The organism is Nocardia donostiensis, assembly GCF_002081715.1.
Lineage (GTDB): Bacteria > Actinomycetota > Actinomycetes > Mycobacteriales > Mycobacteriaceae > Nocardia > Nocardia donostiensis.
On the sequence record NZ_MUKP01000003.1, the window covers coordinates 18,576 to 35,247 of the forward strand.

The window sequence follows — 16,672 nt, forward strand, 5'->3', positions numbered from 1 at the left end:
CTTGTCGGTGGGCCACGGTTCGGTGACCAGGGGGGCAGCCCATTAAGCTGTGCGCTGTGACAGAGCAGACTTTGGTTCTCATCAAGCCGGACGGTGTGTCCCGCGGCCTCGTCGGCGAGGTGCTCAACCGCATCGAGCGCAGGGGTCTCGGGCTCGCCGCTCTGCAGTTGAAGCATGTATCGCAGGAGCTGGCCGGACAGCACTACGCCGAGCACGAGGGCAAACCGTTCTTCGGTTCGCTGATCGAATTCATCACCTCCGGCCCTGTGGTGGCCGCCGTGGTCGAGGGTCCGCACGCGATCGCCGCGTTCCGGCAGATCGCCGGCGGCACCGACCCCGTGAACAAGGCCGCGCCCGGTACCATCCGCGGCGATTTCGCCCTGGAAACGCAGGAAAATCTGGTCCACGGCTCCGATTCGCCCGACTCGGCCAAGCGCGAGATCGCGCTCTGGTTCCCCGACTTCCCGATCTGATATCCGGCCCGGTCCCGGCACTCGCCGACGCCCCAGCACAGCGCCGATGGCGAACCCTCGGCGCACCGTGTGGGATACTGGCAAGTGGTTGTGGCCGCGAAGGTCGCAATCGGATGACACACTGCGGTTCGATGCCGCCATCGCTGCCACGGACAGACAGCCGGTCTCATGGGCCGTCGCCCGGCACGCTGGATGAGCGCTCGTATCGCGGAGTTCAGCCATATGCCAGGCGCCGCGTGGCCAGTTAGCCCGACTGATGTTCGATGGAGATAACCGGGCACGCGGGGCGAGACCATTGACCTCGTGCCAACCGTGCGAGGCAGACGGACAGCGCCCCCGCGTCGGCCGCGTCACTCCCCCCGGGGAGGGACGCGCCCGGGGGCCCGAGGAGACTTCGTGGCCGATCAAGAGCCGCTGGACACAACATCACAGGATGCCGATCAATTGCCGGAGCGAATCCGAGTTCATGCGCTGGCCAAGCGGCTGGGGGTGACAAGCAAACGCATCCTCGCCAAACTCGCCGAGTTGGGGTTCCAGGTGCGCAGCCCCCAGTCGAACGTCGAGCGGGCCGTGGCCGAATCGGTCCGTGACTCGCTCACCACCTCCGACGAGGCGGCAAGCCCGGCAGCTGCGGCCGAGCCCGCCACGACCGTGCCCGGCGTCGCGGAATCGGCAGGCGAGGTGGCAGGGGCTGCTGCGGCTGCGGACAGCGTTCCGCAAACACCTGCCGAAGAGCCCGCTACCGGTTCCGGGCAAACCTCGGGTAGCCGAGCCGATACCGCTGCCGAACACGTGCCCGCATTCACCGGCGGTCTGTTCGCAAGTCCGATCCCAGAGGAACCGGCCGCCGCCGAACCTGTGGTGTTCGAATCCGCGGTCGTGGCCGCGCCGCTGTTCCTCTCCCCGGATGCCGCCGCAGCCGAGGAGCTGCGCAGGCAGCGCAGGGCTGAACGCGAAGCCGCCCGGGTCAGGGAAGCCGAGGCTGCTGAGGCCGAAGCCGATACAGAGTCCCGCGGTAACGGCGAGACCGAAACCGACGAGCAAACCATCGTCGAGCAGCAGGCCGAATCCGACGACCAGCCGCGGCGCAGGCGGCGCGGCAGGCGGGGACGCGGGCGTGGCCGGGGTGAACAGCCCACCGAGGCCGAAACCGACAGCGACACCGAGCGCAGCGAGGTAGCCGAATCCGACCAGGACGAGCAGGCCACCGAGGAGCGCGGCGCAGACAAGACCGACTCGACAACGGCTGCTGCGGCTGCTGTGTCTTCGGAGACCGAGGAGCCTTCAGGGGCGACCGAGAGCGCCGAATCGGGTGAGGACACCGAAACCCCAGAAGGCTCCAGCCGCAGACGGCGGCGCAGGCGCAGGCGCAAGGTCGTCGGTGAATCCGGCGCCGACAACGAGCCCGCCGACGACGACCCGCCCAATACCGTCGTGCACGAGCGCGAACCGCGGAACAAGAGCCGCGGCCGCGCCACCGTCGACGAGGTGCAGGGCATCAGTGGCTCGACCCGGCTGGAAGCCAAACGGCAGCGCCGTCGCGACGGCCGGGAAGCGGGCAGGCGCCGCCCGCCGATTCTGACCGAATCAGAATTCCTGGCCCGCCGCGAAGCGGTCGACCGGGTGATGGTGGTGCGGGAGAAGTCGTTCCCCGGGCATCCCACGGCCACTCAGGTCGCCGTGCTCGAGGACAACATCCTGGTCGAGCATTTCGTCACCAACACCGGCTCGCCGTCCATGGTCGGTAACGTCTACCTGGGCAAAGTGCAGAATGTGCTGCCCAGTATGGAAGCGGCGTTCGTCGATATCGGTCGCGGCCGCAACGGGGTGCTCTACGCCGGTGAGGTCAATTGGGAGGCCGCTGGGCTCGGCGGTAAAGAACGCAAGATCGAACAGGCGCTCAAACCGGGCGATCAGGTGCTGGTCCAGGTCAGCAAGGACCCGGTCGGGCACAAAGGCGCCCGACTGACCACCCAGATCAGCCTGGCGGGCCGGTTCCTGGTGTACGTGCCGGGCGGTACCTCCACCGGGATCAGTCGCAAACTGCCCGACACCGAACGCAAACGGCTCAAGGAGATCCTGCGCGAGATCGTCCCCGCCGATGCCGGTGTGATCATCCGCACCGCCTCCGAGGGGGTCAGCGAAGCTGAGCTGACCCGTGATGTGGAACGGTTGCAGACCACCTGGCGCACCATCGAAGAAGCGTCCACCCGCGATTCCGGTGCGCCGAAGACGCTGTACGAAGAGCCCGACCTGCTGGTCAAGGTCATTCGGGACCTGTTCAACGAGGACTTCTCCAAACTCGTCATCGAAGGCGAGCGGTCCTGGAGCACGGTGGAGAACTACATCCGCACCGTTGCCCCCGACCTGCTGTCGCGGGTGTCGCGGCATGAAAGCGGTACTGGTTCCCACCCCGGTGCGGATGTCTTCGAGACCTACCGCATCGACGAACAGCTCGCGAAGGCGCTCGATCGCAAGGTGTGGTTGCCGTCGGGCGGCACCCTCGTCATCGACCGCACCGAGGCGATGACGGTGATCGACGTCAACACCGGCAAGTTCACCGGTTCCGGCGGCGGCAATCTGGAGGAGACCGTCACGCGCAACAACCTCGAGGCCGCCGAGGAAATCGTGCGGCAGATGCGGTTGCGCGATATCGGCGGCATGATCGTCGTCGACTTCATCGATATGGTCCTCGAATCCAATCGGGACCTGGTGCTGCGCCGGCTCACCGAGGCGCTGGGCCGCGACCGCACCCGGCACCAGGTGTCGGAGGTGACCTCGCTCGGCTTGGTTCAGATGACCAGGAAGAAGCTGGGCACCGGCCTGGTCGAAGCGTTCTCCACCACCTGCGAGCACTGCCACGGCCGCGGCATCCTGGTGCACAACTACCCGGTGGAGCCTTCCGCGGGCGAGGACGGTTCCGGACGTGGGCGAGAAACCGGCTCGCGTCGCCGCCGCGGCCGGGACAAGGCCGCCGCCCCTGTTACGCCTGCGGCGCAGCCCGGCGAAACCCCCGATGAGGACGCCGCGGTCAAACGCGCCCATCCGGTGGCGCTCGCCATGGCCGCGCACCAAGCCGAGGAGACGGGTGCTGTCGAACAGCGCCCCGATTCGGTGGAAGCCGCCGAACCCGAGCGAGTGGCGACCGAGGCGATTGCCGTCGAACTGTCGCCGGAGGCCGCGCAGGCCGTCGCGGAGGACACTGGGCGCGTTGCTTCGTCAGCGGTGGACTCGGCGGATGCCCGGCCTGCGGAAACCGCTGCCGAATCCACCGAGTCCGGCGAGTCCGGCGAGTTCGCTGAGCCGGCCGAGCAGCGGCCGGCCCGCGCCCGGCGCAGGGCCAGGTCGAAGCCGAGCACGATCGGCGCCACCGCGGCCCGCAACGGTATGGCCGCCGAGGCGGCTTCCGGTGGCACCGCCACCGACACGGGTGCCGAAACCCCTGCTGCGGCGAAAGCCAACGGCCGGGCCGTTGTGCCGGAGCCGGCCCCGGCACCGGGGCGCGTCACCGACGAAGCGGTCGCGGCGACCGGGCAAACGGAGGCAGCCGAGCCTGCAACCACCGAGCAGGCACAGTCGGCGGCCGAGGAGTCTCGGTCGGGGATGACGGAGCCTGTCGCCCGGCAGCCGCGTCGGCGCCGAGTCGCCCGCTCTGCCGCAGCGCCCGCCGCGGACAGCGCGGGTGCGGTATTCGTCGTCGGCGCCGAACAGCCCGCCGCCCCGGCGGTCGACTACACCGATTACTCCACAGCCGCGTCGGCGGCGGCGCAGTTGCCCGCCCGCAAGACTCGCAGGCGCGCGGCGGGCAGGCCCGCTGGTCCGCCGGTGGACGCCGACGAGTGAGAGCGCAGGACCTCGCCCCACGCGGACGGGGATTGCGGCCCGGTTTGGCCGAGCCAGCAGTCGTCCTGTAATCTTGCACAGTCGCTGCCCAGCGACAGCGCATGTATCGGCCCCGCCCGCGCGGGGATGATCCCGCCGCTGTTGTCGTGAAGCTGTCCCGAACAGATCACGAGGTAATCGGGTTGCTGAGGCGGCGGCTATCAGACCAGAAGTTCGTGGTTCCCCGGCGAAACCGCCATGCGGAACCACCGGGCCGCGCGAGTATGCGCCGCAACTAGAGGAAGAAGGGCAGCCGACCGATGGCAACGTACGCGATCGTCAAGACCGGCGGAAAGCAGTACAAGGTCGCGGTCGGTGACCTGGTGAAGGTCGAGAAGATCGAGGGTGCGCCGGGTACCGCCGTTGCGCTGTCGCCCGTGCTCGTCGTCGACGGGGCCGAGCTGACCACCGACGCCGCCGCGCTGGCGAAGCTGTCGGTGTCGGCTGAGGTCGTCGAGCAGACCAAGGGCCCGAAGATCCGCATCCACAAGTTCAAGAACAAGACCGGATACCACAAGCGCCAGGGTCACCGTCAGCCGCTGACGGTCCTGAAGGTCACCGGCATCAAGTAACGGCCCAAGGGCTGGCCAGCCCGCACGGAGGAGTCTCACAGCAATGGCACATAAGAAGGGTGCATCCAGCTCCCGGAACGGTCGCGATTCCACTAGCAAGCGCCTCGGCGTGAAGCGGTTCGGCGGACAGACCGTCAAAGCCGGCGAGATCCTGGTGCGTCAGCGCGGTACCCACTTCCACCCCGGCATCAATGTCGGCCGTGGCGGTGACGACACCCTGTTCGCGCTCGCGGCCGGCGCCGTCGAGTTCGGCAGCAAGCGTGGACGCAAGACCGTCAACATCGTGGTCCCGGAGCCGGTCGAAGCCTGACCGGCTGACGACTCCACACAGACGAGCGGGTCAGGGTTGTACATCCCCTGGCCCGCTTTTCGTGTTCCCACCCGCTCGTTGTCGAAGGAGGATGATTCGGCGTATGGCCAAGTTCATCGACCGTGTCGTGCTTCAGGTGCGGGCCGGTAAGGGCGGCCACGGTTGCACCTCGGTGCACCGGGAGAAATTCAAACCGCTCGGCGGCCCGGACGGCGGCAATGGCGGCAACGGCGGGGATGTGGTTCTCGAGGTCGACTCGAATGTGCACACCCTGCTGGACTTCCACTATCACCCGCACGCCAAAGCAGGCAACGGCAAACCGGGCGAAGGTGGCAACCGCGACGGAAAACAAGGCGCGGACCTGCTGCTGAAGGTGCCCGACGGCACCGTCGTACTCGACCGCGACGGCGAGATCCTCATCGACCTGGTCGGCGTCGGCAACCGGTTCGTGGTCGCCCGCGGTGGCCGCGGCGGGCTCGGCAATGCGGCGCTGGCGTCGCGAGCGCGTAAGGCGCCCGGGTTCGCGCTGCTCGGCGAGGACGGCGAAGAGCGCGAAGTGGTGCTCGAGCTGAAATCGGTGGCCGATGTGGGGCTGGTCGGGTTCCCGTCGGCCGGAAAGTCGTCGCTGGTGTCTGTGCTGTCGGCGGCCAAACCGAAGATCGCCGACTACCCCTTCACCACCCTCGTGCCCAACCTCGGTGTGGTGGCCAGCGGAGACACCACTTTCACCGTCGCCGATGTTCCCGGGCTCATCCCCGGTGCCAGCGAGGGGCGGGGCCTCGGGCTCGACTTCCTGCGGCATCTGGAGCGCTGCGCGGTGCTCGCGCATGTCGTGGATTGCGCGACCTTGGAACCAGGCCGCGACCCCATCTCCGATGTGGAGGCGCTCGAAGCCGAACTGGCCGCCTACAAACCGGCGTTGCGCGCCGACGCCGGGCTCGGCGACCTGGCCGACCGGCCCAGGGTGGTGATCCTCAACAAGATCGATGTTCCCGACGCCGCCGAGCTGGCCGATATGGTGCGCACCGAGTTCGCCGAGCGGGGTTGGCCGGTGTTCGAGATCTCCGCGGTGAGCCATGCCGGGCTACGTCCGCTGACGTTCGCGCTGGCCGATATGGTTCGCCGATACCGTGAGGCCCAACCGAAGGCGGCCCCGAAGCGTCCCGTGATCCGGCCGATCGCGGTAGACGACACCGGTTTCAGTGTGATCGCCGACCCCGACGAGCCGGGCGGTTTCCTCGTGCGCGGCACCCGGCCCGAGCGGTGGGTGCGCCAAACCCAGTTCGATAACGACGAAGCCGTGGGATACCTGGCAGACCGGCTGGCCCGCCTCGGCGTCGAGGACGAGCTGGTGCGTCTGGGCGCGGAACCGGGCGCCTCGGTGACCATCGGGGATGTCACCTTCGACTGGGAGCCACAGATTTCCGCGGGCGTCGACATGGTGCCCACCGGCCGCGGCACCGATATCCGGCTGGAGCAGTCCGACCGGGTCAGTGCCGCTGAACGCAAACACGCATCCCGGGTGCGGCGTGGTCTGGTCGCAGACGATGAGGGCCCAGCGGCGGGGAGCGACGGGCCAGGAGGCGGGAGCGGAGCGTAACCACGGAGGGCTCCGCGAGTGCCGAACAGTGAAGGGAGCATAGGCAGGTGAACCAGCAGACCTGCGGAGCAGGAGATCTGCCGTGACCGAGACCGAATTACGTTTCGGAGCCGAACTCAGCGACGCGCGTCGCGCCATTGCGGGCGCACGCAGCGTTGTGGTGAAGATCGGTTCTTCGGCATTGACAAGTTTGCACGGCGGACTCGACACCCACCGATTGGATCTGCTCGCCGATGCCGTGGAAGCACGGATGCGGGCAGGATCGGATGTGGTTGTGGTGTCTTCCGGAGCGGTGGGCGCCGGAATCGCACCGCTGGGCCTGGCTCGGCGCCCCAGGGACCTGGCCGGTAAACAGGCCGCTGCCAGTGTCGGTCAGCTCGCCCTCGCTCACGCCTGGGGCACGTCCTTCGCCCGCTACGGCAGAACTGTCGGCCAGGTACTGCTCAGCGCCGGTGACTTCGCCCGCCGCGAACAGCATCGCAACGCTCAGCGCACCCTCGACAGGCTGCGTTCTCTCGGCGCGATTGCGGTGGTCAACGAGAACGACACCGTCGCCACCGAGGAGATCCGCTTCGGCGACAACGACCGGCTCGCCGCGCTGGTCGCCCACCTGGTCGGTGCGGATGCGCTGGTGCTGCTGTCGGATGTGGAGGGACTCTACGACGGTGATCCGCGCAAAGGCGCGGCCACTTTCATTCCCGAGGTACGTTCCAGTGTCGACCTGGACGGGGTCATCGCGGGCACCGGCGGCGCGCTCGGCACCGGCGGTATGGCCTCCAAATTGTCCGCAGCCCGGCTCGCCGCCGACGCTGGTGTGCCGGTCCTGCTGGCCGCGGCATCACAGGCGGCCACCGCGTTGGCTGCGGGCACCGTCGGCACAGCCTTCGCCGCCCGCCCGGTTCGCTTGTCGGCCCGCAAGTTCTGGGTCAGGCATGCCGCCGACAGCCGCGGCGCGATCGTCATCGATGCGGGTGCGGTGCGCGCGGTCGCCGAATGCCGCCGGTCGCTGCTTGCCGCGGGAATTGTCGCGGTCAAGGGACGCTTTTACGGCGGCGATGTCGTCGACCTCGTCTCCCCGGACCGCAAGGTGGTGGCGCGCGGGGTCGTCGAATACGACAGCAGCGAGCTGTCCACCATGCTCGGCCGCTCCACCCGGGAACTGCCCGACACCATGCAGCGTCCGGTGATTCACGCCGACGATCTGGTCAAAGTCTGATTTCCGGCGGTATCGTCAGGAAAGAACCGACGGCTCGAACGTGTCACTGCTTTCCTGCGGTTTCCCGCGGCAGGCGTTGCGGTAAGCCTGCGGGGTAACGCCGTCCGTGAGGCCACCATCGTCTCGGCTACCGCAAGCGTGGCTGCGGCCGAGCCACGAGGGACCTGTCGCTCGGATCGATCCGATCTCCTCGTAGCTCATCCGGCGGCCACTCGAGTATCCGCCTGCTCGGACGAGCGGCGGGTGGCGATCCCCGCCGGAACGCTCCCTCGCCTACGCGGTGGCTGTCGTCTGGGCAACCCAGCCGGATCCGGGAGACGACGCCTTCGAGGGCCGAAACCACCTGCGGTAGCTAAAAGCGGGTGACCCTGGCCGCGAGGCCCGACAATCGGCTCAGCGGTCGGGTGGAATAACCCCGGGTTGGTCGGGAGCAGCAGGCCCATCCTCCCCCGGGATCGGCCCCGTGATACCGGGCTGGCCCGAAGGATCGACCAGCGGGATCGGAGGTAAGCCGGGTTCCGGAATGGGCGGTGGCGCAGGCGGATCCGCTGGGGCGGGAATGGGTGGTGGCGCGGGCGGATCCGCCGGGGCGGGAATGGGTGGTGGCGCGGGCGGATCTGCCGGGGCGGGAATGGCCAGTGGGGCGGGCGGATCCGGCACCGAGGGCGGCTGGAAGGGCGTCTGCCTGGGTGGCGGGATCTGGACCGGTGGTTCGGCCGGTTCGGGGATCTGGAATGGTGCCTCGGCAGGTGGTGGGGCCTGCACCGGCGGTTCGGCCGCCGGAGGAGGGGGCGGAGGTGGTGTTTGTGCCGGTGGCGGGACGGGCGGCGGCGTCTGCTCGGGCTCGCCCGGTGCCTGCGGCTGCTCCGATTCGGACCGTGGGGCGGACGGCGATGCCGGGGTTTCGGGTTCGTACGACGGCGCGGAGCCGTTCGGGTTCGACGAAGGAGCTTGCGTTCCTGAGGATTCTGGGGGCAACGGTGGGGTCGCGTGCAGTGGCGCAGGCGGTGCCGACAGCGGTGGGGGAGTGCCGGGCGGCGGTGGCGGCGCGGGCAGCGCGGGAACATCGGTACCTGCCGTGGAGTATGCGGGTTTGTACACCATGTTCATGGTGAGCACGGCTTCCTGGCGTAGCGTTTCCTGGGCTTGTTGCGCGTCGATGACGTTGGCGGCTTCCAGGATTCGCGCGATCGTTCCGACGGGGCCGGAGTTTCCGGGTGGAACGACCGCGAGCTTCACCGCTTCCGCTGCTGCCGCGACCCCGGCGAGCCTGCCGCCGACCTGGCCGAGCACCGCGGCGAGCTCGTCGATGGAATCTGCGAAACTGCGGGTGCTGGCGTAGGCGGCGTCGGCGGCGGCGCCCTCCCATTCCATCGCGTTCATCACCCGGTCGGCGCTGTCGCGGGTCAGCGGGAACGATGAGCTCAATCCGGCCGCCACCTCGAGCCACGCGCCGGAGACCCGTAGGATCTCCACGGCGTCGATCTGCTGGGCTTTCGCGTAGATGTCTTCGTGCCGCATGGACTCGAAGTGCTCCATCGCGTTGATGTAGTTCGGGTCGGTGCCGGTCATAGCGGCAGTCTCGACTCGATTGCCCGCACCGCGGCCGCATTGGCCGCGTCGGCCTCTTCGTAGAGTCCGCCGCTGATCAGGAACGCTTCTTTCATCCGGTAGGCGGCCTCGATGTAGTGGTCGAGCAGGGCGGCGGCGTCGCGTGCTTTGTGCCCGAACCCGGCCTGCAATTGCTGGGCGGAGACGAACCCGCCGAATCCGCGTGGTTCGGTCACCGACTCCAACCGCTGCTGCAGATAGATCAACCGGTCGGCCTGCTGTTCGTAGAATTCGGCACAACGTCGCGCCGCGGCCGGATCGAATGTGACGGTGCCTGCATGGGCTTCTTGCCGGAACCGGGCGATATCGGCTCGGCTGTTCTCGATTGTCATCGCGCACCCCTCCGTCGGTCCGACTCAGGGTAACCGGAACCCGGCGACTCGGTCATCAGGTCGTCTCCGCTCGATGGGACGCTGTCGGATCGCCTGGCACTGTCACCGGAAGAGCTGACACGTGCACGCCGGAACGGGCGTCAGCCGATTCGAGATCCGCTCAGCCGAAGCGTCAACAGCCTCGTATGTTCCGTCATTCGCGTCGATCGGCCTGATACTTCTGGCCTGCTCTGCCGTGTTCTGGTAAACCATCACGCCTGTGCCGGCTCCGTCTGCTGGGAACGAGTCGCGGCTGATCCCGGCCGGAACTGGATGAGGAGCCGGGCGATACCACGTCGTAGTCGCACGGAATCGCTTGTTCCGCACCCGCACCTTACGTTCCTGCGCAGACCGTCGGGACTGCTGTCGCGGCGCCTCATCGACGAAGGCGGCCTCTTCCGGCTGCGTGCGGGTACGGCGCAGCAACAAGAACACTGTGCGCACACCGAGTTCCTCTCTGGTCGATCGCAGGGTATCCGGTCAGCTGGGGATGCGTTTCTGGAGTTGAGCGGCGAGCTGGGTGGGGGATGCGGGGACCAAGTGCACGGTGTCATCGGATTTGATGAGGTAGCGGCCGTCGGATTCGATGTCGATCCAGGTGTAGTGGATCGCGGGGGGCGGGGTGGGACGGTCGATGCGGGGTTCTACGCGGATATGGCCTTGGCTGGTGAGGGGTTTGCGGAGCAGGCGGCGGATGGCAGGGGCGGCGCGCTGGTCGGGGACGACGAGCTCGTCGTCGCGGACAGCTGCGGCGGAGGCGCTGCGGGCAGGATGGCGGCCTGCCGGGGTGCCGGGGAGGTGGGCGGTGATGCGGGCGCCGAGTTTGGCGGTGTGGCCGATGGTGATACGGACGCGGCCACCGAAATCGGGGGTGGTGCCAGGTTCTTGGATAGCGAGGACCGCGCGGTCGAAGACGGTGCAGGCGAGCAGCCGGATTTCGCCGCCGCGGCGGGTGGTTGCGCCGACCGTGACGATGCGGGTGTGTGGTGCGGCGAGGATACGCAGGCAGGCCGACAGGTCGGGGTCGGAGCCGAGGGGCAGCCGCTGCTGGAGTCGGGTGCGCAGCGTTTCGGCTTCGTACTCGGTTCCGGGGGTTTCCAGGATGCGCAGCGGGTACGGGTAGCGGTCCAGGTCGGTTTCGCGCCAGATATGGGCGAACTCGTCTGGGGTGAACGTCCAAGACACGCCGATCACATCCTCACCGACACGTGTTGCGCCTGCAGACAGCCTAACGGGCGGGTCCGCGTGCACCCCGTCCAGTTCGACTCGGTCCCGGTGAGCTCATTCGATGCGCCGGGATAGATCGAAGAAGGCGTCGTCGATACCGGCGTGCAGGTCACCGATCTGGTGATAGCGGACGGGCTCGGTGGCGATGATGAAATCGGCGAGGGGGCACCTGGGGGATCTCATCCCAGCCCACCGGTGTGGAGAGGGCGGCCTCGGGACGCCGCGCACCGAATAGGCACCGGTGATGCGTCGTCCGGGGCACTTCTGGTTGTAGCCGGTGGACAGCAGCCCGGGCCCCGTCCCCGCCGCCACGATGGGGTGATCATCTCATCGGCAAATGGATGTTCGGTGGCCAACCGGAGAACTGATGTCCGATCGCAGCTTCCGCTGTTCGAGGCAGGCGAATGCTCCGTTGTCAGGTCGGGGTTGCCAGGGCGAATGGGAGCACCGCGGGCGCGCCCGCGCGACGTAGGGCGTGGGCGGCGACGGTGAAGGTCCAGCCGGAATCGGTGACGGCGTCGACCAACAGGATGGGGCCGTCGACGGTGGACAGGTCGGGGAGGGTGAAGGAATCGTGCAGGGCGGCAACACGGTGGGCGGAGTTGGCGGCCGAGACGGGTGGGCGGCCGGTGCGGATCCCCATGGCGCCGAGATCGCGGAGCTTGCCGATGGCGGCAAGGCGGGCGGCGAGGCTCGCCGTGAGCACCGGGTGGGTGGGCGACGGCATGGCCAGTACCGAGGTAGGGCGCTGCGCCCATTCCCATTCGCGCAGTACAGCGATACATGCCTCGACGACAGAGTCGGGGACCGGCGCGTCAGGCTCGTCGAGGAGGGCGCGCAGCCGTTGACCCCAGCCGAGCGAACTGAGCCTGCCCAGAACCCGTCCCGTTTCCGCGCCGCCGGTGATCTTGCCGGACAACGGGATTCCGAGCTTGGCCATACCGGTCGGCCATTGTCTACGCGGGGCGAGGTCGATGCCGGGCCGGTCCAGCCGGGCGCGCGTGCTGGCCACGGATGCAGCGTCCACCGTCGCGCGGTGCTGAACCCCGGTGCAGTTGTCACAGCGCCCGCAGGTATGCGAACCGGGCGGTACCGCGGCCAAGCCGGGATCGTCCAATTGCCGGCGCAGAAACTCCATCCGGCAGCCGGTGGTCACCTGATAGTCGAGCATCGCCTGCTGTTCGGCCCGGCGGGCGGTGTCCAGCCGCGCGTAGCGTTCGGCGTCGTAGGTCCACGGTGCGCCGGTGCACAGCCAGCCGCCGCGTACCCGCCGCACCGCGCCGTCGACGTCGAGCACCTTCAACACCATCTCCAGCCGGGAGCGGTTGAGTTCGACCAGCGGCTCCAGCGCGGCCGTCGACTGCGGACGCTCGGTATCCAACGCTTCCAGCACCGAGCGCACAACGTGTTCGCGCGGGAAGGCCACCGAGGCGAAATAGCTCCAGATCCGAGTGTCCTCCGGCCCGGGCAGCAGCAGCACCTCGGCGCGTTCGGTGCCGCGTCCAGCGCGGCCGACCTGCTGGTAGTAGGAGATCGGCGACGACGGCGCGCCGACGTGCACTACGAACCCCAGGTCCGGTTTGTCGAACCCCATGCCGAGCGCCGATGTGGCGATCAGCGCTTTCACCTCGTTGTTCAGCAGCGCCGCCTCCAGCGCTTCGCGTTCGGCGGGGTCGGACTGCCCGGTGTAGGCGGCGACCTGGTGGCCGTGGGAGTTCAGCACATCGGCCAGATCGTGGGCCGCCGCGACGGTGAGTGTGTAGACGATGCCCGAACCGGGAAGGCCGGCGAGCCGGTCGCCGAGCCATGCCGTACGTTCCACTGCGTCGTCGAACCGCACCACCGCCAGATACAGCGATTCGCGGTCGAGGCTGCCGCGCAGCACCAGGGTGTCGGTGCCGATCTGCGCGGCGACGTCGGTGATCACGCGGTCGTTCGCGGTCGCGGTGGTGGCGAGCACCGGGACATCAGCGCCGAGGTCGGCGATCAGGGTGCGGATACGACGGTAGTCGGGCCGGAAATCATGACCCCAGTCGGAGACGCAGTGCGCCTCGTCGACAACGACCAGACCGGCGTCGGCAGCCAACCGCGGCAGCACCTGATCCCGGAAATCCGGGTTGTTCAACCGTTCGGGGCTCACCAGCAGCACATCAACGGCCCCGGCCGCGACCCGCTCGTGGATCTCCTGCCACTCGGTGGCATTGCCGGAGTTGATGGTCGCCGCAACCACCCCGGCCCGCTGCGCGGCCGCCACCTGATTGCGCATCAACGCCAGTAGCGGTGACACGATCACCGTCGGCCCGCGGCCCGCCGCCCGCAGCAGCTTCGCCGCGATGAAATACACCGCCGACTTACCCCACCCGGTGCGCTGCACCACCAGCGCCCGCCGCCGGTCCACCACCAGCGCCTCGATCGCCGTCCACTGATCACCCCGCAGCCGCGCCTCGGGGCCCGCCAGCTCGCGTAGCAGCGCCTCCGCGCGCTCGCGCAGGTCAGCGCGTGCTGGTCCGCTTTCGGCCATGGTGATGCCCGGTGCCGTCGTCATGCGGCCCATACTGCACGACCCCACCGACATGAGCTTTCCGGTGCACCGGAGGGCACGGAATGGTGTGCGCACGGCTACCTGTTCCCTCCCTGGGACGGCGAGAAGCCAGGCACAAACGAGGTGCGTACCGGGACGGCGACCGATCGGCGGCGCGCTCGCGACACACTCTCCCTTCAGGGAGAGGATCAGGCCAAAGGCAGGTCATCACGCTGAGCCGGTGCGATGCCGGGCCGGACACCAGCTGGCAGTGAGCCGATGGGCGGCCCGGTGCTGGGGCGGTCACCACCTGACAGCGAGCCGACGACCGGCCGGCACCCTGGTCAGCCCTTCACGCATAACACCTGACGCAGGGTCGCGACGACATCGACCAGATCGCGCTGGGCCGCGATGACCTCGTCGATGTCCTTGTAGGCCGCGGGGATCTCGTCGACCACGCCTGCGTCCTTACGGGACTCCACGCCCTCGGTCTGGGCGACCAGATCGGCCACGGTGAACTGCCGTTTGGCCGCATTGCGGCTCATCCGGCGGCCCGCGCCGTGCGAGGCCGACTGGAACGAATCCGGGTTGCCTTTCCCGCGCACCACATAGGAACGGGTGCCCATCGAGCCGGGGATCAGTGCCAGCTCGCCCTCGCCTGCCCGCACCGCGCCTTTACGGGTCACCAGCATCGGCATACCGTCCACGATCTCCTCCGCCACATAGTTGTGGTGGCAGGAGATGGGCTCATCGAACCGCACCGGCCGGTCCCCGAATTCGGCCTGCACGGCCCGGCACACCAGTGCGAGCATCACCGCCCGGTTCCGCGCCGCGTACTCCTGCGCCCAGGTCAGATCGCGCCGGTAGGCGTCCATCTGTGGGGTCCCGGTCAGGAAGACCGCCAGATCCCGGTCGGGCAGGTCCTGGTTGTGCGGCAGTTCCCGTGCCAGCGCCATATGCCGTTCGGCCAGTTCCTTACCGATATTGCGGCTGCCCGAATGCAGCAGGATCCACACCGTGTCGTCCTGGTCCAGGCATATCTCGATGAAATGGTTGCCGCCCCCAAGGGTGCCCATCTGCTTGTAGGCCTTGGATTCCCGTGACTGCACACCGCGCTCCAGCGAACCGAACGCCCGCCAGAACCCGTCCCAGCCGCTGCGCAACGTGGACGTGGTCACCCCGGACGGTCGCGCGGCCAGCTTGCCGACATCGACGGCGTTCTTGTGCGCGGCGAACCCGACCGGAACCGCCGCCTCGATCCGCGACCGCAGTGAATGCAGACTGTCGGGCAGGTCGGCGGCGGTGAGGTCGGTGCGCACGCTCTCCATTCCGCAGCCGATATCGACGCCGACGGCGGCCGGTGCGACGGCATCGCGCATCGCGATCACCGACCCGACAGTGGCGCCCTTGCCGAGATGCACATCCGGCATGACGCGCACGCCGTGTACCCATTCCAGTTGCGCGATATTGCGCAGCTGCCGCAGCGCGGCCTGCTCGATATCGTGCTCCTGGGCCCACATCAGCGTCCGCGCCCGAGTGCCGGGCAGCTCGACGGGAAACATCGTTTCGGTCCTTTCCTCCGCGGCGAAATAGGTGTTCGCCCGCAACCTCAACGGTAGGCACGGATCGGGCCATCGGCACCTGAATTTCCGACTGGTCAGCGCTCATGCGGAGGTATCAAGACCTCTGAGGATCCGACAGCGAATCCACCTGTCTCGATTTCGGTCGCTCGCCGTTGAGATCACGGCAAGGGTGCATCGCCCGCGGATCCCGGCGAGCAATCCACTCGGCCTACTCGAGCTCTCCGCGAGCTGCGGTCGACGCTGCACGACATGACCACGCGCGGGAGACGCTGCCGCGAATGCTGAAACCGCAGTGGCGTTGCACGGCGCGGTGTCCTGCGCCGACGCGATGGGGACCACCTCGAACGCCTGCCGGTCAGGTGCCCCCGTTGGGTCTTGCCCTCACCCCGTAACGACCGACCTGTGTCGATCAGTGCTGCTCGGCGAACGTCCGTACCGCATTGTCGATCGCCGACCGATCGGGGATCGAAGCGCTGGCCCCGAGTGCGGTGGCTGCCAGCGCACCGGCGGCGCACGCCCAGCGCAGCGCGGTAGCCGGACCCCGGAGCCATGCGACGGCCAGCGCACCGGTGAAGGCATCGCCCGCGCCGGTGGTGTCGACAACCTCGATCGCAAGCCCGGGCACCGACAGCTCGCCGTCCGGTCCTCGGTATGTTGCGCCTGTCGCCCCGCGGGTGATCACCACATGCGGGACCGAGTCGAGCGCCGCGCCGAGCGCCCGAGCTTCGCCGGTGTTCACCACGGCGACATCGACATCCGACCACATCGATGCCGGAAGCCGCTGCGCGGGAGAAGGGTTGAGAACAACCGTGGTCGCGTGGGCGCGGGCGTGGGCGGCCGCGGCCGCCACTGTCGGCACCGGAATCTCCAACTGGCACAGCAGTACATCGGCGTCGGCGATCACCGCCAGATCGGCGTCGGTGAGGCCGGTCATCTCGCCATTGGCGCCACCGACCACAATGATGCTGTTCTCCCCGCTTTCATCGACCACGATCGTGGCGACACCGCTCGGCCCGGCCACGGTCCGCAGCCGGGAAACACCTACGTCGGAGCCGGTCAGCACGTCCCGCAAGGTATCTGCGAACACGTCATCACCTACCGCGCCGAGGAACTGCACCCGGCCGCCCGCCCGGCTCGCCGCGATCGCCTGGTTCGCTCCCTTACCGCCGGGCATCATGGTGAACCCGCTGCCCAGGACCGTCTCGCCCGGTTCAGGTCGCCGCGCAGTGGTGGTCACCAGGTCCATGTTGATGCTGCCGAGTACCGCGATGGTCGGCTCACTGCCGTCGTCGTTCACATGCCGAAC

13 protein-coding genes are annotated in these 16,672 nt (G+C 68.5%); 6 read left to right on the forward strand and 7 right to left on the reverse strand.

Annotation, left to right across the window (positions count from 1 at the left end; all coding sequences use genetic code 11):
- Positions 1-56: 56 nt before the first annotated feature.
- From ndk to proB, 6 genes are all read left to right on the forward strand, one after another.
- The gene (gene ndk / locus B0T44_RS02645) at positions 57-473 is read left to right on the forward strand and encodes a nucleoside-diphosphate kinase (protein ID WP_077120651.1); all 417 of its coding nucleotides are present in this window, start codon (positions 57-59) and stop codon (positions 471-473) included.
- Between the two features lie 396 nt (positions 474-869).
- The gene (locus tag B0T44_RS02650) at positions 870-4,316 is read left to right on the forward strand and encodes a translation initiation factor IF-2 N-terminal domain-containing protein (RefSeq protein ID WP_077120654.1); all 3,447 of its coding nucleotides are present in this window, start codon (positions 870-872) and stop codon (positions 4,314-4,316) included.
- Between the two features lie 299 nt (positions 4,317-4,615).
- Complete coding sequence (rplU, locus tag B0T44_RS02655) at positions 4,616-4,927, forward strand: 50S ribosomal protein L21 (protein ID WP_077120656.1); 312 nt, start codon at positions 4,616-4,618, stop codon at positions 4,925-4,927.
- 43 nt (positions 4,928-4,970) lie between these two features.
- Positions 4,971-5,237: a 50S ribosomal protein L27 gene (rpmA, locus tag B0T44_RS02660; RefSeq protein WP_077120658.1), complete on the forward strand. Its 267-nt coding sequence runs from the start codon at positions 4,971-4,973 to the stop codon at positions 5,235-5,237.
- A 103-nt stretch (positions 5,238-5,340) separates the two neighbouring features.
- Positions 5,341-6,837: a GTPase ObgE gene (gene obgE / locus B0T44_RS02665; RefSeq protein WP_077120661.1), complete on the forward strand. Its 1,497-nt coding sequence runs from the start codon at positions 5,341-5,343 to the stop codon at positions 6,835-6,837.
- An 82-nt stretch (positions 6,838-6,919) separates the two neighbouring features.
- Complete coding sequence (gene proB / locus B0T44_RS02670) at positions 6,920-8,053, forward strand: glutamate 5-kinase (RefSeq protein ID WP_077120663.1); 1,134 nt, start codon at positions 6,920-6,922, stop codon at positions 8,051-8,053.
- Between the two features lie 393 nt (positions 8,054-8,446).
- Here proB and B0T44_RS26920 read toward each other — a convergent pair whose 3' ends face one another.
- The 7 genes from B0T44_RS26920 to B0T44_RS02700 form a co-directional block, all read right to left on the reverse strand.
- Entirely contained in the window at positions 8,447-9,625 is a 1,179-nt protein-coding gene (locus B0T44_RS26920; RefSeq protein WP_077120665.1) for a hypothetical protein, read from the reverse strand.
- Positions 9,622-9,996, reverse strand: coding sequence for a hypothetical protein (locus B0T44_RS02680; RefSeq protein ID WP_077120667.1), 375 nt, complete (start codon positions 9,994-9,996; stop codon positions 9,622-9,624). The genes B0T44_RS26920 and B0T44_RS02680 overlap by 4 nt, the downstream gene beginning before the upstream one ends.
- A gap of 519 nt (positions 9,997-10,515) precedes the next feature.
- Entirely contained in the window at positions 10,516-11,220 is a 705-nt protein-coding gene (locus B0T44_RS02685) for an ESX secretion-associated protein EspG (RefSeq protein WP_077120709.1), read from the reverse strand.
- A gap of 96 nt (positions 11,221-11,316) precedes the next feature.
- Positions 11,317-11,445, reverse strand: coding sequence for a hypothetical protein (locus B0T44_RS27785; protein WP_254893649.1), 129 nt, complete (start codon positions 11,443-11,445; stop codon positions 11,317-11,319).
- 232 nt (positions 11,446-11,677) lie between these two features.
- Positions 11,678-13,807, reverse strand: a complete 2,130-nt coding sequence (locus B0T44_RS02690) for a RecQ family ATP-dependent DNA helicase (RefSeq protein ID WP_077120712.1) — start codon at positions 13,805-13,807, stop codon at positions 11,678-11,680.
- A 320-nt stretch (positions 13,808-14,127) separates the two neighbouring features.
- Positions 14,128-15,345 carry an RtcB family protein gene (locus B0T44_RS02695; RefSeq protein WP_077120714.1) on the reverse strand — a complete coding sequence of 406 codons (1,218 nt, stop codon included), beginning with the start codon at positions 15,343-15,345 and terminating at the stop codon, positions 14,128-14,130.
- 430 nt (positions 15,346-15,775) lie between these two features.
- Positions 15,776-16,663, reverse strand: coding sequence for a ribokinase (locus B0T44_RS02700; RefSeq protein ID WP_254893650.1), 888 nt, complete (start codon positions 16,661-16,663; stop codon positions 15,776-15,778).
- Positions 16,664-16,672: the final 9 nt, after the last annotated feature.

Coding starts and splice junctions, on each gene's coding strand:
- B0T44_RS02690 (WP_077120712.1), bottom strand. CDS start 13,807: ATGACGACGGCACCGGGCATCACCATGGCCGAAAGCGGACCAGCACGC.
- obgE (WP_077120661.1), top strand. CDS start 5,341: ATGGCCAAGTTCATCGACCGTGTCGTGCTTCAGGTGCGGGCCGGTAAG.
- B0T44_RS02695 (WP_077120714.1), bottom strand. CDS start 15,345: ATGTTTCCCGTCGAGCTGCCCGGCACTCGGGCGCGGACGCTGATGTGG.
- rpmA (WP_077120658.1), top strand. CDS start 4,971: ATGGCACATAAGAAGGGTGCATCCAGCTCCCGGAACGGTCGCGATTCC.
- B0T44_RS02680 (WP_077120667.1), bottom strand. CDS start 9,996: ATGACAATCGAGAACAGCCGAGCCGATATCGCCCGGTTCCGGCAAGAA.
- B0T44_RS26920 (WP_077120665.1), bottom strand. CDS start 9,625: ATGACCGGCACCGACCCGAACTACATCAACGCGATGGAGCACTTCGAG.
- rplU (WP_077120656.1), top strand. CDS start 4,616: ATGGCAACGTACGCGATCGTCAAGACCGGCGGAAAGCAGTACAAGGTC.
- B0T44_RS27785 (WP_254893649.1), bottom strand. CDS start 11,445: ATGAGATCCCCCAGGTGCCCCCTCGCCGATTTCATCATCGCCACCGAG.